At 32.0% G+C, this 24420-nt stretch carries 24 protein-coding genes and 1 tRNA gene; 8 read left to right on the top strand and 17 right to left on the bottom strand.

The genetic code is table 11. The features are described 5' to 3' along the window. Positions 1-17 precede the first annotated feature (17 nt). From CLV91_RS06580 to CLV91_RS06615, 8 genes are all read right to left on the bottom strand, one after another. The gene (locus CLV91_RS06580; protein WP_121065173.1) at positions 18-1157 is read right to left on the bottom strand and encodes a carbon-nitrogen hydrolase family protein; all 1140 of its coding nucleotides are present in this window, start codon (positions 1155-1157) and stop codon (positions 18-20) included. 19 nt (positions 1158-1176) lie between these two features. Beyond that, positions 1177-2163: a VOC family protein gene (locus CLV91_RS06585; protein ID WP_121065176.1), complete on the bottom strand. Its 987-nt coding sequence runs from the start codon at positions 2161-2163 to the stop codon at positions 1177-1179. Positions 2164-2178: 15 nt separating this feature from the next. Then, positions 2179-3678 (bottom strand): flavin monoamine oxidase family protein, encoded by a 1500-nt coding sequence (locus CLV91_RS06590; protein ID WP_121065178.1) that lies wholly within the window; start codon positions 3676-3678, stop codon positions 2179-2181. Next, positions 3675-4580, bottom strand: a complete 906-nt coding sequence (locus tag CLV91_RS06595) for a DUF1838 family protein (protein ID WP_121065180.1) — start codon at positions 4578-4580, stop codon at positions 3675-3677. Before CLV91_RS06595 ends, CLV91_RS06590 begins: the two co-directional genes overlap by 4 nt. A gap of 49 nt (positions 4581-4629) precedes the next feature. Next, entirely contained in the window at positions 4630-5637 is a 1008-nt protein-coding gene (locus tag CLV91_RS06600) for a chromophore lyase CpcT/CpeT (protein ID WP_170146707.1), read from the bottom strand. Positions 5638-5647: 10 nt separating this feature from the next. Beyond that, complete coding sequence (locus CLV91_RS06605; RefSeq protein WP_121065183.1) at positions 5648-7150, bottom strand: flavin monoamine oxidase family protein; 1503 nt, start codon at positions 7148-7150, stop codon at positions 5648-5650. A gap of 15 nt (positions 7151-7165) precedes the next feature. Next, entirely contained in the window at positions 7166-7675 is a 510-nt protein-coding gene (locus CLV91_RS16945) for a c-type cytochrome (protein WP_211333194.1), read from the bottom strand. A 112-nt stretch (positions 7676-7787) separates the two neighbouring features. Then, positions 7788-9203: an amidohydrolase family protein gene (locus tag CLV91_RS06615; RefSeq protein ID WP_121065185.1), complete on the bottom strand. Its 1416-nt coding sequence runs from the start codon at positions 9201-9203 to the stop codon at positions 7788-7790. Between the two features lie 103 nt (positions 9204-9306). Between CLV91_RS06615 and CLV91_RS06620 the strand changes: the two genes are divergently transcribed. Continuing rightward, positions 9307-10323, top strand: coding sequence for an NADP-dependent oxidoreductase (locus tag CLV91_RS06620; protein WP_121065187.1), 1017 nt, complete (start codon positions 9307-9309; stop codon positions 10321-10323). Here the strand turns inward: CLV91_RS06620 and CLV91_RS06625 are convergent. The 7 genes from CLV91_RS06625 to CLV91_RS06655 all read right to left on the bottom strand — a co-directional run bounded on the left by CLV91_RS06625 (position 10313) and on the right by CLV91_RS06655 (position 14177). Then, entirely contained in the window at positions 10313-11023 is a 711-nt protein-coding gene (locus CLV91_RS06625) for a TIGR04283 family arsenosugar biosynthesis glycosyltransferase (protein WP_121065189.1), read from the bottom strand. The genes CLV91_RS06620 and CLV91_RS06625 overlap by 11 nt on opposite strands. Then, positions 11013-11729 carry a DUF547 domain-containing protein gene (locus CLV91_RS06630; RefSeq protein WP_121065191.1) on the bottom strand — a complete coding sequence of 239 codons (717 nt, stop codon included), beginning with the start codon at positions 11727-11729 and terminating at the stop codon, positions 11013-11015. Before CLV91_RS06630 ends, CLV91_RS06625 begins: the two co-directional genes overlap by 11 nt. 65 nt (positions 11730-11794) lie before the next feature. Continuing rightward, positions 11795-12616: a purine-nucleoside phosphorylase gene (locus CLV91_RS06635; RefSeq protein WP_394340484.1), complete on the bottom strand. Its 822-nt coding sequence runs from the start codon at positions 12614-12616 to the stop codon at positions 11795-11797. Further along, positions 12613-13284, bottom strand: coding sequence for a TIGR04282 family arsenosugar biosynthesis glycosyltransferase (locus CLV91_RS06640; protein ID WP_121065193.1), 672 nt, complete (start codon positions 13282-13284; stop codon positions 12613-12615). The genes CLV91_RS06635 and CLV91_RS06640 overlap by 4 nt, the downstream gene beginning before the upstream one ends. A gap of 20 nt (positions 13285-13304) precedes the next feature. Beyond that, positions 13305-13799 (bottom strand): rhodanese-like domain-containing protein, encoded by a 495-nt coding sequence (locus CLV91_RS06645; RefSeq protein WP_121065195.1) that lies wholly within the window; start codon positions 13797-13799, stop codon positions 13305-13307. A 147-nt stretch (positions 13800-13946) separates the two neighbouring features. Further along, entirely contained in the window at positions 13947-14057 is a 111-nt protein-coding gene (locus tag CLV91_RS17010; RefSeq protein ID WP_121065197.1) for a GIY-YIG nuclease family protein, read from the bottom strand. Between the two features lie 47 nt (positions 14058-14104). Then, positions 14105-14177: transfer RNA gene (locus CLV91_RS06655), tRNA-Phe, on the bottom strand. A 100-nt stretch (positions 14178-14277) separates the two neighbouring features. On the opposite strand from CLV91_RS06655, the gene CLV91_RS06660 reads away from it, so the two are divergent. The 7 genes from CLV91_RS06660 to CLV91_RS06690 all read left to right on the top strand — a co-directional run bounded on the left by CLV91_RS06660 (position 14278) and on the right by CLV91_RS06690 (position 22013). Continuing rightward, positions 14278-15006 (top strand): type III pantothenate kinase, encoded by a 729-nt coding sequence (locus tag CLV91_RS06660; protein ID WP_121065199.1) that lies wholly within the window; start codon positions 14278-14280, stop codon positions 15004-15006. Beyond that, positions 15007-16293 (top strand): hypothetical protein, encoded by a 1287-nt coding sequence (locus CLV91_RS06665; RefSeq protein WP_121065201.1) that lies wholly within the window; start codon positions 15007-15009, stop codon positions 16291-16293. A gap of 38 nt (positions 16294-16331) precedes the next feature. After that, positions 16332-17705, top strand: coding sequence for a tetratricopeptide repeat protein (locus CLV91_RS06670; RefSeq protein WP_121065203.1), 1374 nt, complete (start codon positions 16332-16334; stop codon positions 17703-17705). A gap of 1 nt (position 17706) precedes the next feature. Continuing rightward, the gene (gene lptC / locus CLV91_RS06675) at positions 17707-18315 is read left to right on the top strand and encodes an LPS export ABC transporter periplasmic protein LptC (RefSeq protein ID WP_121065205.1); all 609 of its coding nucleotides are present in this window, start codon (positions 17707-17709) and stop codon (positions 18313-18315) included. Further along, entirely contained in the window at positions 18308-18508 is a 201-nt protein-coding gene (locus CLV91_RS06680; RefSeq protein WP_121065207.1) for a hypothetical protein, read from the top strand. The genes lptC and CLV91_RS06680 overlap by 8 nt, the downstream gene beginning before the upstream one ends. 5 nt (positions 18509-18513) lie before the next feature. Further along, entirely contained in the window at positions 18514-19803 is a 1290-nt protein-coding gene (locus tag CLV91_RS06685; RefSeq protein ID WP_121065209.1) for a hemolysin family protein, read from the top strand. Positions 19804-19895: 92 nt separating this feature from the next. Further along, complete coding sequence (locus tag CLV91_RS06690; protein ID WP_121065211.1) at positions 19896-22013, top strand: peptidylprolyl isomerase; 2118 nt, start codon at positions 19896-19898, stop codon at positions 22011-22013. A gap of 56 nt (positions 22014-22069) precedes the next feature. Here the strand turns inward: CLV91_RS06690 and CLV91_RS06695 are convergent, their stop codons facing one another. Together CLV91_RS06695 and CLV91_RS06700 are read right to left on the bottom strand one after the other, a co-directional pair. Then, entirely contained in the window at positions 22070-23014 is a 945-nt protein-coding gene (locus CLV91_RS06695; protein ID WP_121065213.1) for a GYDIA family GHMP kinase, read from the bottom strand. Positions 23015-23017: 3 nt separating this feature from the next. Then, positions 23018-24334, bottom strand: a complete 1317-nt coding sequence (locus CLV91_RS06700) for a hydroxymethylglutaryl-CoA reductase, degradative (RefSeq protein WP_121065215.1) — start codon at positions 24332-24334, stop codon at positions 23018-23020. Between the last annotated feature and the right edge of the window lie 86 nt (positions 24335-24420).

Genomic DNA, 24420 nt, shown 5'->3' on the forward strand with positions numbered 1-24420 from the left:
TCTTTTAGTGAATATTGTTAATCTGCTGTTTTAACTGGTACGTAACGACTAATACTATCAAATAATATTTTCATTTCTTCACCAGTTTTGGGTAACTTTTCATTTGTTATATCTAAATGATTAATAGGTATTTCTTGCTGGTATTGTTCAAAAATTGGCTTAGTAATTTCTAAGGCATAGTTAGGTATGGTTCTATTTTTTCTAAAAGCTGCAATAGGAATTTTAGCTTCTACAATACCATCTTCTTCTTTACTTGGATGTTTTGCCAGTATTTCTCCATGAGGACTCACAATTATTGACTCACCTGCATTATAACCGGTGCTCACAGGAAGCGTAAAATTTGCCATAGCGGAATAAAAATCATTACTCCAAGCCGTAAAAACAACATCTTCTTGTGCAAAAAGCGTTGCGGTTCTAAGCATAATTTCGGTGCCTCTCATAGCAAAGGCTGCAAAAATAAAAGGGTCAAATTGAACAGTACTTACGGCTATGTTTCCAAATTCGGTTTGTAGCACAGGAAATTCTTCTTCTACCCCATATTTTTTACGATAAGCATCTCTAACGCCTTCTACAGTAGTTGTTGTTATTTCTTTAGTTTTATAAAGACGCTTTATATTTCTAGATTTCCAAAAAGTTTTAGCAATTTTTCCATCTCTTCCTAAAACGGTATTAATACTTAAAATATGATCTGGCCAAGCAGCGTCTCTAACATAACTGCCAAAAATGACATAACAATCGCAAGATTTTGCAATTTTACCTAGCCTTTTGGTCTCTGGCCCTGGAACCTCAATAGTAAAAGGGAGTTTTTCTTGTCTGGTTCCAGAAGAGTAGCCAGTTAAAGGAAACTCATGAAATAATATAATATCTGGTTTGTCACCTTCTGTTTGTGCTTGTATCGCTAGCTCTTCCATATATGTCATATTCTCATCTAGCCCTTCTCCAATAGAAGGAAAACTAGATAAAGATTTTACGCGGGTTTGCATAACTTTCAATACAATAGTATCCTTTTCTAAAGGGACTTTATCATAGGAACCATCTGCTTTTACTAATACAATTTTAGAATCTTCAGTTTTATTTGAAGTCTGTTCCGTTTTAGAATCTGCACAAGCATTTGTAAGCAAAATGAACAGTAAGAGCAAGATTGTTTTTTTTAGCATGATGTTTTGTTAATTTATTTTAATCAATAATTTCTAAAAACTCTAACCAAACACCATCTGGTGTTCTTATGGAAAAGGCCTTAATTTTTCCATAGGGATTAATCTCTAAAACTTGTACTTCTGTATTTAGTTCACCACCTTTTTCTACTATTTTTTTAGCATAAGTTTCTGCATCTTTTACAGGAAAACGAAGCATTAGAATGCCAAGGTTAGGTGGTTTTGCTAAATGGGAACAATCTTTTCCTTTTAATTCTTTGGTTTCTAAAAGTTCTATGGAACCAAAATTTTTTCCTTCTGGGTGAATTACACAAACAGGAGCAGTTATACCGCCATTAATATTTGGAGGAATTCCTATAACATTATTCCCGTTTTCTCGTTTATCGCCAGGCGATTCAAAATAAAATTTAAACCCTAAAATATCTGTAAAAAAAGAAAGGGTTTTTTTATAGTTTTTACAGATGGTTGTTGAGTTAAAAAAGCGGCTAGTTTTTTCAAATTCAAAACCTTCTAATGGAGGATAAAATCTTTGCATAATAGCAATGGTAACTCCGTCTGGACCTTTTAGAAGTACTTCGGCAACATCAAATTTTCCAAAGGTAAAGCGGTGTGGATCTGTAAACCCATTCCAGCCTTCGTTCTGAAAGTTACGATACATAGTTTCCATATCTTTTACTCTGGTGTTTACATCAAAAATACCTCCAGAATCCCAAATCTGAGCTCCCGAACGTATTTGTTCTTGCGCCACATTATGGAACTTTACTAAACGTAAAAAACCATCCGTATCTCCTGGATTAATTAAAAGAATTTCTTCAATTTTCACATCTTCATTTAAATGCCATAAAGTATTTAAATTTTTATCAGCAGTATTTTTATATACAACTTTCCAACCACAAATATTTTTAAGAAAAGCCTCCCATTTTTCTATATTATAAACACTAAAAACTACTTCTTGAAACCCCTTAAGATTAGAGTCTGAATTTTTAAAATGTAAATTATGCTTCAGCATGTGTTTGGGTTTTATTTATCCTATTAAATTTAGCAACTCTAATGCTGCACGTTCGCCAGATTCCATAGCGCCTTCCATACCTCTATTCATTATAGCGGTATGCTCCCCAGCAAAATGTATTCTTCCTATGGGTTTTGCTAAGTGGTTAGCAAAATCTGTAATTTGCCCAGGTTGCCAGTAGGCATAGGCACCACCAGCATACGGGTTGTTAATCCAAGTCCAATAATAGGTAAAACGTAACGCTCCTTTTAAACTTGGTCGTATATCTTCCAGAACTTTAGTTACAGCAGTAATGGCATCCTTACGATTCATTTTATCTACTTCAATAGCAACATTACTATTTAAAAAAGCAACGCAACTAGTTACTTTATCTGGGTTTTGAATATCATTTTTTAATGCCATAAAACGCCCTGCCAAATTATCGCACCACATACTTGGAGGGAGACCATCTTCTTCCCAGTATTTTTTGGTAGGAACAAAATGTAGTTGTACTACAGGTGTATATTCTAAATTAGTAAAGCCTCTTTTTTGGTTTTCTGTACTACAAGAAGGTATACTAACGTGTCTTAATGCAGAGGTTGGTAGTGTAACCAAAGTATATGGAGCTCTTAATTTGTTGCCATTATTTAATGTTATGGTAGTAGCATCTGCTTCGGCAGAAATACTTTTAACAGGACTATTTAATAGAATATCTTGTTTAAATGCAGCACCCATAGCTTTTGGTAAACGCTGATTTCCGCCTACAATGGCACCTCCTTTACCGTTTGATGCAGTCTGTTGCCCTATCCACGTTAATATCTGAAAATACATCATTATGGAAATGTTTTTAGCATCAACTCCATAACTCGAGTTTGTGCCCATGCATAATTTTATAGCATCATCGGAGAATCCTTTTTCTTTAAGAACAAGGTAAACAGATTTATCCCAATCTTTATATTTAGGGTTTCTCCAAGCTGCTAAATCATTTGGTGGTAACGGGTTTATTTTAGAGAACATAGGCCAGGTAGTATACGCTGGCAAAGATTTTCTAAACCCTTCTGGCAGGGTGTTAAGCGAATGTTCTGACCAATTTTCTGGAAGGATAAAATTATTTTTAATATGATAAATTAATTCCCCTTTTCTTGCTTCAGTTCTAGGACGATCAGAACCTATTTTAACGTTGTGTTTTTCAGCAGCATCTATTACTCTGGCATAGCCTCCGCCAATACCATTTGCCCCTAGTTCAGGATGTCCTGGTACATCTTTTTCTTTAGCAGTATGTACACGACCACCAAGTCTGTCAGTAGCTTCTACAATTTTCACCTTTAAACCAGCTCCCTCTAAAATAAGTGCCGCGTTTAAGCCAGATAATCCAGCACCAATAATTATAACATCGGCATCTAAATTCTTTTTACTTCCAGAGATACAAGAGTTTAAACCAAAATAAAAAGGTGCGGCAGCTAAGAGTAAACTACTCTTTTTAAGCATATCTCTACGGTCAATATTTTTTAACCCTTTTGTATGTTGTTTTTTCATTTTTCATCCCATTTAAGTTCTTCTGTAAAAATACCAGGTTGCTTTTCTTCCGTAGCAGCGATAAAATCTTTTGGTAAATCTTCTTTGTTAAAAAAAGTAGACCCACTAGATGTCCATATCATATGTCCAGGTGTTCCTTGCATTTTTAAAATAGAAAGCCAAGAGGTTTCACTTGTCCAATGAAATTCAGATGGAATGTGGGTATAGGACCTATCTGTTAAATATTTTCTATCAACATCATAAGTATCTAGTGTCATTTCTGTTCTCCAAGTTTGCGATTTTTTTTCGAACCACTTGGTAAAAGCATGTCTGGTAATATGAATTTTATCACCCATTTCTGTAAAAACCAAATTAAGAGGAGCATTAAAAGCGGTACTTTCCATATTAAAGTTAGCATCTACTACAGGCCCAAGTGGCGTCATTTCTCCTCCGCGAATTCCTGCTCTAAAAGGAGGGACTTCTACTTCTTTCCCTGTATATGGATTAACCATATTACTTAAAAAAGCATTTGTTTTTGGGTCTCTATAAAGTAACCAACCTTTAGATTTGGTTTCTATATTTCCATTTTCTAGTAAACGCATTATTTTTATGCCACAACCAGAATATCTAAATACTTCTTTTCCGAAAACATTTAGGCTATCGGGCTTATCTGGTCTAATGCCAAAAACACGTCCTTCTGAATAAGAATAGGTTATTTTTCCTGATATGTCTCCCTGTATTTTTTCAAAAATTAATAATTGATCCTTAGGGTCGTTAAGGTCATAATCAATCTTCTTAATATCTATATTATTTTCCTTAATTTCTTTTTTTGCGGATTCTTTAGGGGAGCAATTAAAGACTAGTAAAAGAGTGAATAGTCCGTATACTATTTTAGAAATATGCTTTATTTTATAGAAATTCATAACTAATTGTTTTTAATTGATTTGATATTAAAAAAGACTTAAGTATTTTTTATTTTTCACATTCGCATACTGCAGAGACCCATCCCAACTGAAATCCTATTTTTTTAGCCTTTGGTTCTGCAAAAGCTAAAGCTACGGAAGCTTTTTGGCCTTCTTCTTTAAGACGTAAAAAGAAAAAATTAGAATCTTCTAGTTTGTAAAAAGGATACTCTTTATCTCGTAATTGAATAAAGTAAGTTTTGCCATTAATAGGGTTTAACATGGTAGCCATACCTCCTTGATTATGTACTTTTAGGTTTTTAAAACTTTTATCTTTTTCACTTGGTGCATAGTATGCAGTTTCAAAAAAAGAAACATCGCAAGTGTAGTATTTTACCTTTTTCATTTTATGAGGTTCTGCATTAGGATGCCCTTTATGAAATGAATCGTCTTTAACCAAAAAAGTACGGTCTACACGCCAGTATTGTTTTTCTGATAGTATAATATCATGGACAGAATATCTTTTTTCTTTTCCTTTCCCAAATTGGCAGGCTTTGCTCTCCATGCTTCCGTGGTACTGATCTCCTTTTCTTTGGAATATTACATCGCAACCATCTAAGCCAAATAGAATTTCGGGGGTAATATTTGCAATCATATTTTCATGAGTATCACTTCCTATGCTATATTTTTCGGCATCTTTTAGAAAGTAAATTTTCATGGTAATCCCTGGTTTGTTTTTTAAGCTTTCAAAAGAAACAAGCCTTTGTCTGCTAATTTTTGTTGGGTCATTATCAAGATATTCTTCCACGTAAAAAACAAATTTCCCTACGCTATCTGCTTTCACTCTTTTATGAACGGCATGCATTTGTTGGTGTTTTTCATTTGCTTTTCCCCACCAATCTCCACGCGCTTCTACCCACATTTGATCGTCATTATCAAATTCGCCTTCAAACCAATTTGCCATAACTTCTAGGTCGCGGGTATTTGGGTCTCCTAAATCAAAAGTTATATTTGGCGAAGCTATTGTTAGTTGTATACTAAAGATTGTAAATAAAATTAAAGAAGTATAGAGTTTCATAAAGTTATTATTAAGCATTAAGAATAATGTCTAGAGCGGCTCTTTCTCCAGACTCAAAAGCACCTTCCATTCCTCTTTCCATAATAGAAGTATGTTCTCCGCAGAAATGAATATTACCATGGTTATTTCGCATGTGGTTTGCGAATTTTTTTACCTGGCCAGGTTGCCAGTATACCCAGTCCCCAGCTCCATGAACATCTCTCTCGCAGGATTGAATTATTAATCGTTCTAGAGCTCCTTTTGTAGAGGGTCTCATTTCGGCCAATTTCATTTCTACATAATTAAAGACTTGATCATCCGTCATTAATCTAAATTTGTTAGATTCGGGCCCGTTTATATAAGCTATTGCAGCATCTGGGTCAGTTTTGTTTCTTTTGGTACGTACTGCAAATCGTTCTAAAGGACCATCAGTCCACATATTAGCCTCCATACCATCTTTTTCCCAGAAAGGCTCTTTAACTAAGAAATGAGCTTGGACAGAAAGTCCATAATCCATTTGATCAATAGCTTCTTTAGTAACTCCAGAGATATGAGGTTCAAAAGTTACATTACGCAAAACGGAGATAGGAATACTACAGATTATGTGCTTTCCTCTATACTCACTACCATCGGCGCAACTCACTTGTACAATGCCATTTTCTTCTTTAAAACCTACTACAGTTTTACCTAAATGAGGTTCATTTTTTAAGCTACCTGCCATGGCTTCTGGTAACAAAGAGTTTCCTCCTTTTACCATTTTCCAATTTGTACCATCTGGAAAACTAATTTTACCACTACTAAAATGCATTACGTGATAACGGCGCAGTTCATTTATTGCCGAGGTTCTGTGCATTCCTCCTGAATGTATAACAACATTCATTAAGCGAATAGTTTCTTCATTTACGCCTTTAGATCTGAGGTATTGATCATGAGGAATATCGTATTTATGAAATTCTGGTTCTAACCAAGCATCTAAAGGTTTTCCAGATAAAGGATTGTCTCTATGCGATATAGTAGAAAGAAAGCGGTGCGGTAATAAGGTTCTATCCTCTCCTTCTAAAGGGTTTAACTTATGAGATTCCCAGTTTTTAGCATCTATATAATTTCCTTTAATATTATATAACCATGGTCTATTATTTCCTCCTCCTTCCGGATTATACATTTCTAAACCAAGTTTATTAACGGTACTGATCATACGAGCATAGTTTGCCCCAATGTATTCCCCGGCAGCTTCTGGTTTTCCAGGAACATCTAACAGCGTGTAAACTCTACCACCTAATCTTTGTCTACCTTCAATTACTTGTACATCGTAACCAGATTCTTCTAGAAGCATTGCAGCATGTAAACCAGAAAGTCCGGCGCCAACAACAATAACATCATGAGAGGCTTTAATAGGTTTGTTTTTTATATGAATTGCAGGAGCTTCAGAAGAAGCCGATTCTTTTTTGGAGTTGGTAGTACAACTTGCCGGTAATATTAAACCTGCTGATGCACCAGCAATTCCTTGAATAAACTTTCTTCTATTCGTTTTCATGACATGGTAGATTAATTATTCTTCTATTTTTGTTTCTTCTTTGAGGTATTCAATTAAAGCAGTTTGCTGCTCTTCTTTTTTAATACCAACAAAAGCCATTTTAGTTTGGGGAACATAACCTGCAGGGTCTTGCATCCATTTACGAATGGTCTCTTCGCTCCATGTTATTCCAGAAGCCTTGAGTGCTTCAGAGTATTCAAAACCTTCTGTAGTCGCAGATTTTTTGCCAAAAATGCCATATAAATTAGGTCCAACTTTATGCGCTTCCCCTTTTTTTAAATTGTGGCAGGCAGCACAGGCAATAAACATTCTTTTTCCTAGAACGTTTGTATTTTGCGTTTTATCGGAATTAGTTTCGGCTATAGGAGTGGTCTTTGATTCAGTTTTTATATTAAAGGTTGGTTCTTCTTTTTTTTCTTTTTGTCCACAGGAAGAAATTAGTAAAAATGTAAGTAAAAATAGTGGATAGAAAATTTTACTTGTCTTTAAATTTAATTTCTTATTTTTTGTTTTAAGTGTAATCATATTTGGGTTTTTAAGTAATTGGAATAATTAATTAATTAAATTAATAGTTAATAAAGTTAACTAAATAATTTAATAAACAAAAATCTGAATGTTAAAATGTTAGGATATTTTTTTACTTGTATATTTTCCCTTGTTTAATTACGGTGTTAATTTTTTTAGTATTTTCTATGTTTTTTAAAGGGTTGGCATTAAGAATAAGTAAATCTGCCCACATGGTTTCTTTAATTTGGCCTAGTTCTTTTTCTAAGTTAAAATATTTTGCAGGATTTGTTGTTGCTGTTTTTAATACTTCTAATATTGGTATGCCAGTTTCTGCTAATGCAGCTAGTTCTTCATGTAAACTTAACCCGGGAGTTAAGTAAGCTATAGGTGTGTCTGTGCCTGCCATAATTGGAATCCCTTTATCATATATTTTTTTTACCATTTTTATATGCCATTCATCATACTCTTTTCTAAAATCTGAGGCTTTTATTTGTGTTAAAGCTTTGGATCTATTTTGCCAATAATTTGCAATAGAGTCTGGTAAGGCAGAATAGCTACTCTGCCATTCTTTCTTTTCAAAATATCTTCTACTAAAAAAAGTATTTAACGCTAATGTTGGTATTTGCCAAGTATCATTTTCTTTTAAGATAGTTAAAATAGAATCGGCTTTAGTATCATCATAATTAGCAATAGCTTTTTTCTGTTGGGCATTATGAATGTTTAGCCGTAATTCTCCACCATGGCTATGTATTGTATTTTTTAATAGAGCTCTTCTTTCTCTTAATAGCTCTTGAGAGTTAGAGGCGCAAGATAAATCTAGATTGCGTATATGCTCCATACTATGTAAGCCTGCATTAGATGCGCTAATAACATCCATGCTTAATGGAACATGACCAGTTACTTTAAGACCTTTTTGGTTTGCTATCTTTATAATATGCTTAAACTGTTCTGGGGTTAGCATCTCATAAGCCTTTAAAAAATCTACCCCCATTTTTTCTAAGTATTGTATCTGGTTAGTAATTTGTTCTTTAGAATTTAGAGCTACAGAAAGTTCAGGGTGTCTTGCATCACTACCATCATATACATTTGAGATACCATCTAATAAAGGGCCCGCCATAAATATTCTTGGAGCTAAAGTTGGATTAGCAATAGAATGATCTTTACATTTTTTTACTATATTAATTTTGCCACCAGTGTCTCTAACGCTAGTAACACCATATTTTAAAAATAAAGAAGACATTATTGGGGTTAATTCTTTGATATAGTCGTAATGCACATGAGTATCCCAAAGACCAGGGATTAAGTATTTATTTGTGCCATCAATAATTGTGTTTTTTTTAGAAAGAACAATGTTTTTTTTGTGTTCTATTTTAAAAATTTTACCATCTTTTAAAACTACAGTTTGCTTTTCTTTTAAACCCTCTAGAGGGTCTATTGTATTAATGTTTTCTATGCAGATAGCGTTCTCGAAAAATTCCTCTTTAGAACTGCATGAGAAAAGGATTAGTAGTAAAAATAGAAATGTATATATACTATTTAAAAACATATTAGAGTAGTTAAATTTGTTTAGGTAATAAAAAATGGTTAATTTAATTAATTGTTAATATAGTTAATTAAATGTTTAATTCAAAAAATATACCATTTTAGTTATGCAAAATAATAGACTAGTTCTAGCTTCTCGTCCTACAGATTTTATTTCTTCTAATAATTTTAAATTAGAAAAAGTAGAGTTGCCAAAACTTAAATTTGGCGAGTTTTTAATTAAAGTACTTTACTTGTCTGTAGCTCCTGTGATGAAATTTTATATGTTAGATGGCGCAGGTATAGAAAGTCCTTTACAAATAGGAGATGTAATGCGAGGTAGAGGTGTTGGCGAAGTAGTGGAAAGTAAAAATGCAGATTTTAGTGTTGGAGATATTGTACAAGGAAAATGTGGTTGGCAAGAATATGTTATTTGTGATGGAAGTCCGTACCATATGATGTATAAAGTAGAACAGCGAATTTTACCTTATTCTACAGCACTAGGTGTTTTGGGAATGACAGGTTTTACTTCTTATTTTGGTTTGTATAAAGTTGGGGCTTTACAAAAAGGAGAAAACGTTTTGGTTTCAGCAGCAGCTGGTGGTGTAGGTTCCTCTGTAGGTAGTTTGGCAAAAATAAAAGGAGCTAAGGCAGTTGGTTTTGCAAGTACAGATGAAAAATGCAGATTGTTAGTAGAGAAATTGGGCTATATAGGGGCTATTAATTATAATAGTGAAAATATTGGGGCTCAAATTGATACTTTTTTTCCTGATGGCATAGATGTTTATTTTGATAACGTAGGTGGGCCTTTGTTAGATATTGCTTTAACAAAGTTAAAGCGATACGCTAGAGTGGTTTGTTGTGGAAGAATTTCTCAATATTTAGAGGGTAAAGACGCCTCTGTTTATCCTTTAAAAAATTGGCATAGAATAGGAGCTACGAGGTCTAAAATGGAAGGATTTTTTATATATGATTTTGAAAATGAATTTCCAATAGCAGAAAAAGAAATGTCGCAATGGATTAAAGACGGAAAGTTAGATTACCAAGAAGATATTTTAGAAGGATTGGAAAATATGCCAATTGCTCTTAATCGTTTGTTCCAAAAAAAGAATGTTGGGAAACAACTAGTAAGGATTAGTGAATAGCAATCTTTTTCTTGTAATAATCGTGTAGTTCACATGGGCTTGCTCCAAAGTGTTTTTTTAAATGAATAATGCCGAAGTAATATTGTAGTTTGTAGATTCCAATTTTCTCGTACCTCCTTGCCGAGGTTTTTACTTTTTGTGGTAAAATAGTGAAAGTATGTTCTTTATAAACTCTACTGATAAACTCATTATCTTCATAAATAATAAAGTTTTCATTAAAACCATTTAGAGAATTAAAGAGTTCTTTAGAAATGAATAAAGATTGGTCTCCTCCTCTACATATTTTATGGTTTATTTTAGAAAACCATGCAAAGAATTTTAAAAATAAGTGGTTGTTATCAAATTTCATTTGAAAACATCCTACATTTTGTTTTTTAAGAAACGCATTTGCTATTAAGGCATCAAAATTTTTAGGTGGAAAAGTATCAATATGTAAAAAATAGAAAATATTTCCAGTAGCTTTTTTTGCTCCTGTATTCATTTGCTTGGCTCTGCCTTTTTTTGAAGAAATAACGATAGCTCCATTTTCTTTTGCAATAGAAACAGTGTTATCTGTGCTGCCGCCATCAACAATAATTATTTCTTTTATAAAATTACTTTTAGAAATATTGGTTTTTAAATGAGAAAGTAATTTAGGAATACTTTTTTCTTCATTTAAAACGGGAATAACAATAGATATTTGTGGGGGATTATTTTTCATTTAAACTCCAATTGTAGTCTAGGTATTTTACACTTGTTTTTTTAGAAAAATTAATAGTAGTATATGGTTTTATAAAGTCTACAATAGTCCCTTTTGTTGTAAAATCTTTTTTAAACCATTTAAAAATTTGAGACAATTCTACTTCTGATGAGGAGATTTTATTTCGTTTAGAATCGTTAATAAAGTCTTTAGTTGCTTGTTCTAATTGTGTTTCTATTTTTGAAGCAATAAAAGCTTCATTTTTTAGCATTGGGCAAGAGAAAGAAGCACAGTTAATAGCAAAATGAATTCTTGGTTCGTTCATTTTTCTTAGAATTTTATGTTCAATATCTCCTAAAGAAAGAGTTTTGTTACCAACTTTTATCCATTGCTTATCCCAAGGTTTTGAAATGTTTTTAATGCTATTTGTAGGATAGTTGTCTAAAATAAGTTTTACAGTTGCAGCATTGTAAAGGTTTATATAGTATGCTAATTTTTCATTTTTATTAGCCGTGTTATTTATAGGTTTGCTTTCTAATTTGTTTATATAATTAGATAAAGTAGTAGTGTCTTTTAAAAACCCTTTATAATCTACATTTCCATTGTGATCTACGTGAGTTTTTAAAAGAGAATCCCAACTACTATGCTCTATTTTATTAGATTGCCCGTTTACTAGGTTGCTAAAAAGAGAAAATAGTAATAAAAATGTGTAGCTATAAAATTGCATTGTAAAGCTTTATTTTTTAGTTGTTAAAAGTTTTAAAACCTTACAATGCAGTGGTGATTTTTAAGTTATAATTGCTTTATCAATTCTTTAAATAGCAGTATCATTTTAGGTTCTGTATTGCCTGCTACTTCTATTATTTCTTGAATATTAACTGGTTGTAAATTGTCAGGGTCACATTCATCGGTAAGTACAGATACTGCTACAATGGGTAGTTTTAAATGGTTTGCTACAATTACCTCTGGCACGGTACTCATTCCTACCGCATCTGCACCAATAATTTTTAGCATACGGTATTCTGCTTTGGTTTCTAATTGCGGACCTACTACAGATGCATAAACTCCTTTTTGTATAGAGATATTATTTTTAATAGCAATAGCTTCTATTTTTTTACGCATAGCAAGGTCATAGGGTTCTAGCATATCTACAAAGCGATCCCCAAATTCTGCTACATTTTTAAAAGCTAAAGGAGAGCCACCCTGAAGATTTATGTGGTCTTCAATAAGCATAATATCTCCCTTCTTGTAATTTAAATTTATTGCCCCTGCTGCATTTGATACAAAAAGGTTTTTTATTCCCAATTGGTGCATTACACGAATAGGGTAGGTAATGTCCATAAAATCATATCCTTCATACAAATGAAAGCGACCTTCCATAACCACTACTTTTTTGCCTTCTATAGTGCCATAGATTAATTTTCCAGTATGAAATTCTACCGTTGCTAATGGAAAGAATGGAATGTGATTATAATGAGCTGTTATTGGGTCTTCTATTTCATTTACTAGCTTGCCTAAGCCAGTTCCTAAAATTATACCTATTTCAGGGTTTAAAAATCCTTTTTTTTCAAGAAAGTCTACAGACTCTTGTAACTGTTTTTTTGTAATTGTCATATGATTTTTATAAATGGTTTAAAGGCTTTAATGTCTTTAATGTCTTCATAAACATCTACATCATTTTTTGCCTCTAAAATATGTGTTTTTGTGTTTTTTAAATCATTTAATGTGTCTTGTAAAACGGTATTTGTACCCCATTCTTTGTTTTTAAATAATTTGGAGTTGGGAGCTTTCATTCCTAAAAGATAATACCCGCCATCTATTGCTGGTCCAACAACATAATCGTTAGTATTTAGATGAATAAATGCCTTTTCAATATCTTCTTGGGATAAGTCATACATATCACTACCAATAACAACAATATGTTCAAAACCGGAATTAAATCCATCATTAAAAGCATTGAACATTCGCTCTCCTAAATCTGTTCCTTTTTGTATTTTTTTATTGTAAATGGTAGTATTCCAAGTATCTTTTTCCCAAATCTCTTCAGAATAAAATACTTGTTTAGTGGCATATATGTTTTTTGTAATGTTAGCTGTGTGTTGTAATAGAAATTTATAAATATCTAAAGCTGCATTTTTGCCAACAGTAGCAGCTAAACGAGTTTTACATTTTCCTAATTCTGGATTTCTGGTAAAAATTAGAAGTAAGTTCTTAGAATTTACAAGTTCAAAACGAATTGCTTTTTTATCGGTTTTGTTTTCATTTGGAGATAATACACCCATTATTTATGCAGACTTTGTATTTATTTATAAACTTTTTCGCCCTTTTTTAAAAGCTTGCCCCAATGTTTGTTGTAAGCATGTACTTTTTCCGTTTTTTCTTGATTTAAATTATATACAGGCTGGTCTTGGTTTTTCCATTCAAAAATTCCGCCATATAAATTTTTAACATTAGTGAACCCCATTTTTTGTAACGTTTCTCCAATATTTTCTGAGCGAACGCCAATGGAACAATACACAACGATTGGAGCGTTTTTATTAGTGATTTTTTTTGAAATACTATCTTTATTAAAAGTATCATAGCCAACCCAGATAGCATTTTTTATATGGCTTACGTTAAACTCAGCCTCTTCTCTGCTATCTAATAAAACAATACTATCATTAGGAATTAAATTAGCAACTTGAATATAGGGTACAGATTCTTTGTTGTAGTTTTTTAGAGTTTTATCTAGCTTAGATTGTGATTGTAAACTAAAAAAACTGCAAATTAAAAATAAAAAACACCATATATTTCGCATACTATTTTATAGGTTTAATGAGTATAACAAATATACTGTTTTACAAATATCAGCTTAATTTTGATTAGAATTATTTGATAGAAAACTTGTTTTTTTGTCTAAAGTTTTATGTGAAATTTGTCGGGAATACTTTAAAAAAATTACAGGTTATTGAAAATAATGTGCGTTGTGTTGCTCAAGTCTAGTTATTGGGTCGGTGGATTCACCTGTATAATATTTATCCAATGTAACAGAGTAAATAATATATAAATAATGCATGATAAGTTCTTAAAAACAAAAAACCCTGCGTATGCAGGGTTTAATTGTGGTGCCTCCAGGAATCGAACCAGGGACACATGGATTTTCAGTCCATTGCTCTACCAACTGAGCTAAGGCACCATGCCGTTAAGCGGGTGCAAATATATGTTCAAATTTATTATATACAAACAAAAATGAAAAAAAAGACGATTGTTTTTTTACATTTCTTAATCTTTGTAACATGAATTTAATTGTAGATGTAGGTAATACATATGTAAAACTGGCTGTTTTCGAGGAAGATAGCTTGCTATATGTGGTTTCTGTTAAGTTAATTTCTTTATCAGAAAATTTAGAAAATATATTTAAAGATTACCCCAATATTAGTAGAACTATAGTTTCTTCTGTTGGTAGGTTAGATAATGAATCTATAAAAAAAATAGCAAAAAGAACACAGTTACATGAGTTAACATCTAGTTCTAAAACTGCTTTTGTTAATAAATACAGTAGTCCAAAAACATTAGGGGTAGACCGTATTGCCCTAGCAATGGCGGGAGTACTCTTGTATTCTAATAAGAATGTGTTAATTATAGATGCTGGTACTTGTATAACCTATGATTTTGTGAATAGTGATAGAGAATATTTAGGAGGAGCCATTTCTCCTGGAATTCTTATGAGGTATACAGCATTAAATAATTTAACGGCAAAATTGCCTTTGCTAGATAAAAAACATACCGAAGATTTTATTGGAAACTCTACAGAAACAAGTATTCATAGTGGCGTAGTTAATGGTGTTTGTACAGAAATAGAAGGGATAATTGGTCAATATAAAAGCAGATTTAAAGATTTAACAGTTATTTTAACAGGAGGAGATACTCATTTTTTGTCAAAACGATTAAAAAATACCATATTTGCGGATTCCAAATTCCTGCTAAAGGGACTAAACTATTTGTTGGAATACAACAAGCACTAGATGATTAAGAAAATTTTAATTGCAATTGTGTGCATAGCTTCGGTTAGTATGTACGCTCAAGAAGGGTCAGTTTCTCCATATTCTTACTTTGGAATAGGAGAGTTAAGAACTACAAGTACTGTAGAAAACCAAATGATGGGGGGCTTAGGAGTTTATGCAGATAGTATACACGTAAATCTTAAAAACCCTGCAGCATATAGTAAGTTAGGACTTTCCGGTAATGATAAGGTTGGTTTAACAACGTATACAGCGGGTATTTCTCATAACAGAATAACACTTAGTAGTTTTACTGAAGAAGAAGAAACCGCTTTAACAAATTTAGATTATTTAGCACTTGGTTTTAGTTTAGGAAAAGGACTAGGTATTGGTTTTGGATTAATGCCCCACTCCTCTGTAGGGTATAATATTGAACAAGGAACAACTGGAAGCCAAGGGGCTGTGTCAAATGTATATTCAGGTGAAGGTGGGTTAAATAAAGTTTATTTTTCTGTAGGCTATGAGTTTATGAAAGATCTTAGCTTTGGAGCAACTGCGAATTTTAATTTTGGTACTATTAATAGTAGTAGGGTACAATCTACAGAAGGTATTCAATTTGGAACCTTTGACCGTAGAGAATCTAAAATAAATGGAATAGATTTTAATTTAGCAGTAAATTATACACCTAAGGTAACAAAAAAGCATACACTATATACTTCTCTAAGGGTTAAGACTCAGGGTAATTTAACCTCAAGTAATAGCCAAGAAATTGGTTCTTTTTCACCAGATAATGGAATAAATATAGAATTAATTGATGTAGACTTAGATGCGCAAGGCTTAAGAAATACAGAATTTAAAATTGCTCCAGCAACTACTTTAGGAGTAGGTTTTGGAGAAGAAAAGAAATGGTTTTTAGGAGCAGAATATAGTATACAATCTTTAGATTCTTTTTCTAATGACTTCCTTGGAGCAACAAATGTTACTTACGGAGATGCTTCTGCTTTCTCCTTTGGAGGTTTTTATATACCAGAATATTCATCATTTACAAGTTACTTAAAAAGAGTTACTTACAGGGCTGGTTTGCGTGCAGATAACTCTGGAATGATTGTAAATAATAAAGAAATTAAAGATTTTGGCATAACTTTTGGTTTAGGTCTACCACTGGGAAGAAGTTTTTCTAATATTAACCTAGGTTTTGAATTAGGAAAAAGAGGGACTTCTACAGCAAATTTAATAGAAGAAAACTACTTTAAAATTAATATAGGACTTTCTTTAAACGATTTGTGGTTCCAGAAAAGAAAAATTAATTAAAAAATAGTACATTAACCACTTTAAAATAAAACAGTAATATGAAAACGAAACTTTACTTCGCAGCAATATTGTTTTTGGGAACAATAGGAGTAAGCAATGCTCAGGCTCAAAATCAAGAATGTATGACCAACTTATCTATATATGTTGAGCATGCTAAAGTTAAAAATTATGAAGCGGCATATACACCATGGAAAATGGTATATGACAATTGCCCGTCTTTAAACTGGGCAAATTTTGCCTATGGAGAAAGAATTTTAAAAGACAAAATTAAAAAATCTTCTGGAGCGGATAAAGATGCATTAATTTCAGACTTAATAAGTTTGTATGACAATAGTGTAAAACATTTTCCTAAAAAAGCAACTCCTGCAGCTGTAGCAATAGATAAAGTGTTATTAAAGTATGATAACAAAATGACTAATGATGCAGAAATATATTCTATGTTAGGAGATGCATTTGTTAATGATAAAGCAAACTTTAAAAACCCTAAAGCATTATACTTATATTTTTCTAGTTTGGTAGATTTACATAACTCAGGTGCTAAAGAACTTCAAGAAGTTTTTGATGTTTATGATGATGTTAATGAAAAAATAGAAGATGAAAATCTTAAATTAACAAACATTATTACAAAGTTACTACCTAAAGAAGAAGCAGGTACTTTAACTTCTAAAGAGAAGAAACGTTTAAGTTCTGCAACAACAAATTCAGAATCATTTGGTAAAATTGCAGGAAGTATAGATTCTAAATTAGGAGCTCTTGCAGATTGTGGAAACTTAATACCATTATACGAGAAAAACTTTGAAGAAAAAAAGGGTGATGTTAAATGGGTAAAAAGAGCAGTAGGAAGAATGTTTAGTAAAGAATGTACTGAAGATCCAATGTTCAAAAAGTTATTTGATGAGCAATTAAAGTTAGATCCATCTGCAGATGCTTATATGTACGGTGGTATGTTAAAGCTTAAGTCTGGAGACAAGAATGGAGCAATATCAGATTTTAATAAAGCTGGTGAGTTAGAGAATGATTCTTATAAAAAATCTAACTTATTATATAAAATAGCTACTATTTACAAAAAAGGAGGAAGCAAATCTACAGCTAGAAGCTATGCGCAAAAAGCAATAAATGCTAATTCATCTAATGGTAAAGCGTATTTATTAATTGCAAGTTTGTATGCAAGTAGTGCAAACAGTTGTGGAGCAACAACTTTTGAAAAACGTGCTATATATTGGAAAGCAGCAGAAATGGCAAGAAAAGCTGGAAGAGTAGATCCATCACTAAGTGGTAGAGCAAACCAATCTGCAGCAAGTTATTCTGCAAAAGCACCAACAAAAGAAATGATTTTTACAGCTGGTAAAGCTGGCCAAACCGTTACGTTTAAGTGTTGGGCAGGTGGTAGCGTAAAAGTTCCTAATTTATAAGATGCGAAATTTTTTTACAGATAATTTAAAAAGCATTGCCATGGTATTTTCCATGGCAATGCTTTTTTTTTCATGTAAAGACAATTATAAAAGAGTAGGAGAAGAGGCTAAGCCTAATATATTTCCTCAAGGTGTTGCTAAAAATTTTGTACTTACCTATACAGAAACAAAAGAAAAACTAGATTCCGACGATAAAAAAGCATCAAAGGTTTTAGCTATTTTAACTAGTGCTATTAGTGAAGATTTTGATAACTTAAAATTTCCACATAGAACTTTTCCAAACGGAGTACATGTAGATTTTTTTGATGAAAACAAAAAAAAGAGCACCATTACTGCCGATTATGGTATTATTTATAGTGCAACAAATGTTATAGATTTACAAGGGAATGTGGTTATAAAAAGTCATGATGGTAAATTGTTAGAAACACCTCAATTATATTGGGATCAATCTAATGAGTGGATATTTACGCAAGAGAAGTTTACTTTTACAAATCCAGAAGATGGTACCGTAATGGATGGGGAAGGGATGGATTTTAATAAAGATTTAAGTTTCTTAAACGCTCATAAAACCTATGGGTTAATGCTTATTAAAGAAGAAAAAGATGATTAAGATTTTACGTTATACAGAGTATTTATATTTAATAGTGTTTTTTTTCTCTGTGTATAGAGTGTTTACCGATTGGAGTATAGATAAAAATTCTGCATATTTATTTATTTTCTTTGCTGCGGTATCTATTGGAATGTTCTTTTTTAGAAGAAACTACCGTGAAAAATTTGAGCAAAGAAAACGCGATAACCAATAAATGTCTTGGAAACTTCCCTAATTATTATAATCATTTCTCTCTTATTTTCTGCTTTTTTTTCAGGAATGGAAATTGCATTTATTTCTGCTAATAAAATACATATAGAAATAGAGAAAAAGCAAGAAGGTTTTTTAGCAAAAATACTTACACTGTTAACTAAAAAACCATCAAAGTTCATAGCAACCATGCTAATTGGCAACAATATAGCATTAGTAATTTATGGTTTGTATATGGGAGAACTTTTAATGCGTATTTTCCTAAATATCCAAGGAACAACCACAGGTTTTTTTCATGTATTCTTAACCGATTTTAGTTTGTTTACACAAACGCTAATCTCTACCCTTGTTATACTTGTTACTGCAGAGTTTTTACCAAAAGTTCTTTTTCAAATTTATTCTAATACCCTATTAAAAGTATTAGCTTTTCCAGCTTATATATTTTATATATTATTTTCAATAATTTCTGATTTTGTGTTGAAGGTATCCGATTTTATTTTAAAAACCTTTTTTAAAACCGATGGGGATGAGGTACAACTAGCTTTTAGTAAAATGGAATTAGGAGACTATATTACAGAACAAATGGAGACTGTGGAGGCTAATGATGAGGTAGATTCTGAAATTCAAATTTTTCAGAATGCATTAGAATTTACTGCTGTTAAGGCTCGTGAAGTTATGGTGCCAAGGACAGAGATTACTGCGGTAGAATTAAATGAATCTCCTAAAGATTTGGCTAAACTTTTTACAGAAACAGGGTATTCAAAAATATTAATATATAAAGAAACTATAGACGATATTATTGGGTATATACATTCGTATGAGTTATTTAAAAAGCCGAAAACATTAAAAAGTATTCTATTGCCTGTAGAGCTAGTTCCAGAGACTATCTTAATTCATGACATTCTTAAAATACTTACTAAAAAAAGAAAAAGTATAGCAGTAGTTTTAGATGAATATGGCGGAACATCTGGAATAATTACTGTAGAAGATATTGTAGAAGAGCTTTTTGGTGAGATTGAAGATGAGCATGATTCTACGGATTTACGAGAAGAAAAAATAGATGAAACTAACTTTTTGTTTTCTTCTAGGTTAGATGTAGATTATATAAATGAAAACTATAAATTAGAATTGCCAGAAAGTGATGAGTATGAGACTTTAGGCGGATTTATAGTATATAAAACAGGAGAAATACCGGAACAAGATTCAGAAATAATAATAGATAATTTTCAATTTACAATTCTCGAAGTTTCTAATACAAAAATAGATTTAGTAGCTCTTAAAATAACAGAAGAAGACTAGAAGAAAGAATAAGTGTCTTATGGTGTTTTTTAGGTTTTATTATTTCAATTAAAAATGGTAATTTCGCGAACTGATTTTAATTATTCCAAACAATGGCAATTTTAGAAAATATAAGAAAAAGAACAACCGTTTTAATCCTTATTATTGGTTTAGCACTATTCGCATTTGTAATTTCAGGTGTTTTTACTAGTAGTAATATGGGCGGTGGAAAAGTAGGTTCTGCTGTTGCAGAGATAAATGGAGAAGAAGTTTCTATAGATGCTTTTAGATCTAAAGTAGAAGCTGCATCTAGACGTGTTGGGCCAACTACATCCTCTTTACAACTTGTAAACCAAGTTTGGGATCAGGAAGTTAAAAATACTATTTTAGGAGAACAATTTGAAGATTTAGGTATTGGTGTTGAGCAAGATCAAATTATAGATTTTCTTAAAACTACGGGATATGCTCAAAACCCAGAATTTCAGAATGAAAATGGAGTTTTTGACCCTAACCGATTTAAAAATACTATTGCAGATTGGAAATCTAATAGCCCAGCACAGTATGATGCTTGGTTAGAGACAGAAAAAACAATTATTCAATTAGCAAAAGAACAAACCTATTACAACCTTATAAAAGCAGGTGTAGGTGCAACTCTAAAAGAAGGAGAGTTAGATTATAAGTTAGCTAATGATAAAGTAGATATAAAATATGCTAGAGTTCCTTACTCTTCTATAGCAGACAGTACTATCTCAGTTTCTAAAAGCGATATTTCTTCTTATGTTAATGCGCATAAAGAAGAGTATAAACAAGAAGATGCAAGAGACATTCAATTTGTGTATTTTGAAGAAAAAGCATCTGCTGCAGATGAAACTGCCGTAAAAGAAAAAATTACAAAATTATTAGATAACACGGTAGAGTATAATTCGCAAACAGATAGGAACGATACTATCTTAGGATTTAGAAACACAAAAAATGTTGCTGCGTTTTTAGATAGAAATTCAGATACTAAGTTTGATACTATTTATAAAGATAAAAAGCAATTACCAGCTTTATTTGCAGATACATTAGCAACTTTAAGTGTTGGGAATATATATGGCCCTTATAAAGATGGTAACTTTTATAAGTTATCTAAGATGGTTGCTAAAAAAACAAATGGCTCTGTTAAAGCAAGTCATATTTTAATTGCTTATGAAGGAGCAACAAGAGCTAACCCAGAAGTAAAAAGAACTAAGGAAGAAGCAGAAGAAAAAGCAAAGGAGCTTTTAAAAGACGCTAAAAAGACAGGAACTGTTTTTGTAGAATTGGCAAGAGATAATTCAGACGGACCATCTGCTGCTAACGGTGGAGATTTAGGATATTTCCAAAGAGGTACTATGGTGCCAAAATTTAATGATTTTGCTTTTGGCAATAAAGTAGGTGCTATTGGATTAGTAGAAACAGACTTTGGTTTTCATGTAATTAAAATAGATGATAAACAAGATATTTACCAAATAGCAACTATTACCAGAGAAATTTTACCATCAGAAGAAACTATTAATACGTTATTTACAGATGCTACTAAATTTGAAATGGAATCTATAGAGGGGTCTAAAGCATTTTTAGATTTGGCTAAGGAAAATGAATATAGTGTGCGTCCTGTAAATAAAATAAAAGCTATGGATGAAAATTTACCTGGCTTAGGAACACAACGTAGTATAGTGCAATGGGCATTTAATGAAGATACGGATAATGGGAGTATTAAAAGGTTTAACGTTAATAATGGCTATGTTATAGCACAATTAACTGCAAAGTATAAAAAGGGACTTATGTCTCCAGAAGATGCTTCTGCTTCTGTGTTGCCAATATTACGTAAACAAAGAAAAGCAGCACAAATTATTAGTGCAAACAGTGGTAAAGCTTTAGATGCTTTTGCAAAGGATAATAATATTTCTGTTTCTACAGCATCTGCTTTAACAGTAAAATCTCCTACAATTCCTGGGGCTGGTAATGAGCCTGTAGTTGTTGGTAATGCTTTTGGTTTAGCAGAAAATGAAACTTCTAAATTAATAGAAGGTAATACAGGTGTTTTTATGGTTACGGTTACTAAAAAGACAGATGCTATTAAATTAGATAACTATAGTACGTATGCAAATTCTTTAAAAAACTCTAATGGTACAAAAGTTACTACGGAAGTTTATAATGCATTAAAAGAAGGTGCAGATATTAAAGATAATAGAGCTACTTTTTATTAATAAAAGATATCACACAAGATATATAAAAAAAAGCCTTCCAAATTGGAAGGCTTTTTTTATAGTACCATTTCTTTATAAGGTATTAGTGTTAAATATCCTTTTCTTTTAAAATAACGCATTTGTCTTGGAGTTCCAGTTGCTAAAACAAAATCGCCTCCCCAAGCTCCTAAGCTTTTAATGTGTCCTTCAAAATCTGAGAATAAAGCTTCTTTTTGCGTGGGTGTTTGTAGAAAGCTAGAAAGAAGTTTTTCATGAGTTAAAATTAAAGAGTTAAAGTCAGTTAGGCTTTCAGTCGTGAGCATTTGTTGTGTAAGCTCAGAAATTTTTGCAATTAAGTTAGTTTTATCTTTAGCTATAGATTTATAATTAGCAATACCCTTTCTACTGTTTTGCTTCTTATTTAAATAAACAAAATAGAGATTATCTATAAATGGAGGATTAAAATCTGTTTTGCTAACTTCAGGTTTTCCTTGGTTTAATTTATAAGTTATAGGGTAATTGTGTTGCGCGCACGCTATATCATACGCACTTCCAGAAAACGCATTCCATAATAATTTGTAGGCGTCTACTTTAGCCCAACTAGCAATATTATTAATTAGAGTAGAAGAGGACCCAAGTCCCCAATTTCTTGGAAATGTTAATTTGGTTTCAACAAAATGACCACTTGTCGTAGATAAAAATGGGTTGAGCTTCTGTGCTTCTGTTAGAATGTTAATTAAAGTTTTTGCAGTAGATAATGCATCAATATCTAAATTATTTTTATTTTCAACCTCTAAGCGTATGGAATTTGTAGAATCATCAGATTTTATAAGTAAAGTTGCTTTAAACCATGTGTCTCCTTTTTCATCTAAACTAGTCCATATAATTTTTGGAGTATCATTTTTTTTAATCGTTAATAATTGCCCATATTTAGTTGGTATAGCTAAACTTAAAGCTCCATCTAGAACAGCATATTCACCCGTTAATAGTAATTTACCATTGCTATAGAAAGTGGAGTTCATTTCTTATTTTTTAAGATTCTCATAAGCTTCTAAAACAGCACTATGGGAAACGGTATTATTTTTAAAATGATTAATTATAGCCTCTTTTTCTTTTTCTGTGGCTCCTAATTGGTTAAGAATATTAAGAAGATGCATTTTCATATGTCCTTCTTGAATACCAGTAGTAACTAAAGAGCTAACAGCGCCAAAATTTTGAGCCAAACCAGCTACTGCAACAATTTGCATAAGTTCTTTGGCAGATGGTTTTTGTAAAATTTCAAAAGCTAGTTTTACTAAGGGGTGTAAATTAGTTAAGCCACCAATAGTTCCTAATGCAAGGGGTATTTCTATCCAAAATTTAAAAACACCATTTTCTAAGGTAGCATGTGTTAAACTGCTATAAGAACCATCTTTTGATGCATAGGCATGTACGCCAGCCTCTATAGCTCTAAAATCATTACCAGTTGCTAACACTACAGCATCTACACCATTCATAATACCTTTGTTGTGTGTAACAGCTCTATGCGGTTCTGATTTTGCAATAGCAATGGCTCTAACCATTTTTTGAGCAAACTCTTTTGGGGATACTTTATTATGTAAGTTTAAATCTTCTATGGGGCAGCTAACTTCTGCTTTTACTAAGCAATTAGGAGTGTAGTTAGAGAGGATACTCATTACTACCTCTATATTTTTTTCCTTGTCGCTAAACAACGCATAGTTTTGAGCTTCCTTCTTAAAAGTAGTAGCAAATTGCTCTAAGCAGCTATTAATAAAATTAGCACCCATAGCATCCATGGTTTCAAAAGTGCAATGTAACTGGTAGTAATTTTTTAATTTATCTGTTTTGTCTCTTAATTCAATTTTAGTGATGCCACCTCCTCTTTTTTCCATATTCTTTGTTATGGAAGAAGCCTCATTAATAAGTTTAGAGTGTACTGTTTTAAAAAAACCTTGTAATTTAGGAAGGTCTCCCGAATACATAAAATGTACTTGCCCAATTTTCTCAGTACCAATAATGGTAGTTTTAAAACCACCACGTTCTAACCAAAATTTTGCTGCTTTACTGGCTGCTGCTACAACAGAACTTTCTTCTATAACCATTGGTATAGAAAGTAATTTTCCATTTATTAAAAAATTTGGAGCAATGCCTAGCGGTAAATAAAAGTTAGAAATAGTATTTTCTATAAACTCATCATGCAGTTTTTGTAATTGGGCGTCTGTATTCCAATAATCAGAAAGTATTTTTTTAGTGGCTTCTGGATGCTTGGTGTATTCGTTAGCAATCCAATCTATTTTTTCTGCTTTGGTAAGTTTAGAAAAACCTGTAATAGGCTTGGTCATAGGTGTATTTATTTTAATTTACATCTAGATGTAAAAAACTATTAAAATAGGCGTAAATATAAGGATAAAGGGAATAGATTCGGAAA

Source organism: Maribacter vaceletii, from assembly GCF_003634105.1.
In the GTDB taxonomy this organism is placed as follows: Bacteria; Bacteroidota; Bacteroidia; order Flavobacteriales; family Flavobacteriaceae; genus Maribacter_B; species Maribacter_B vaceletii.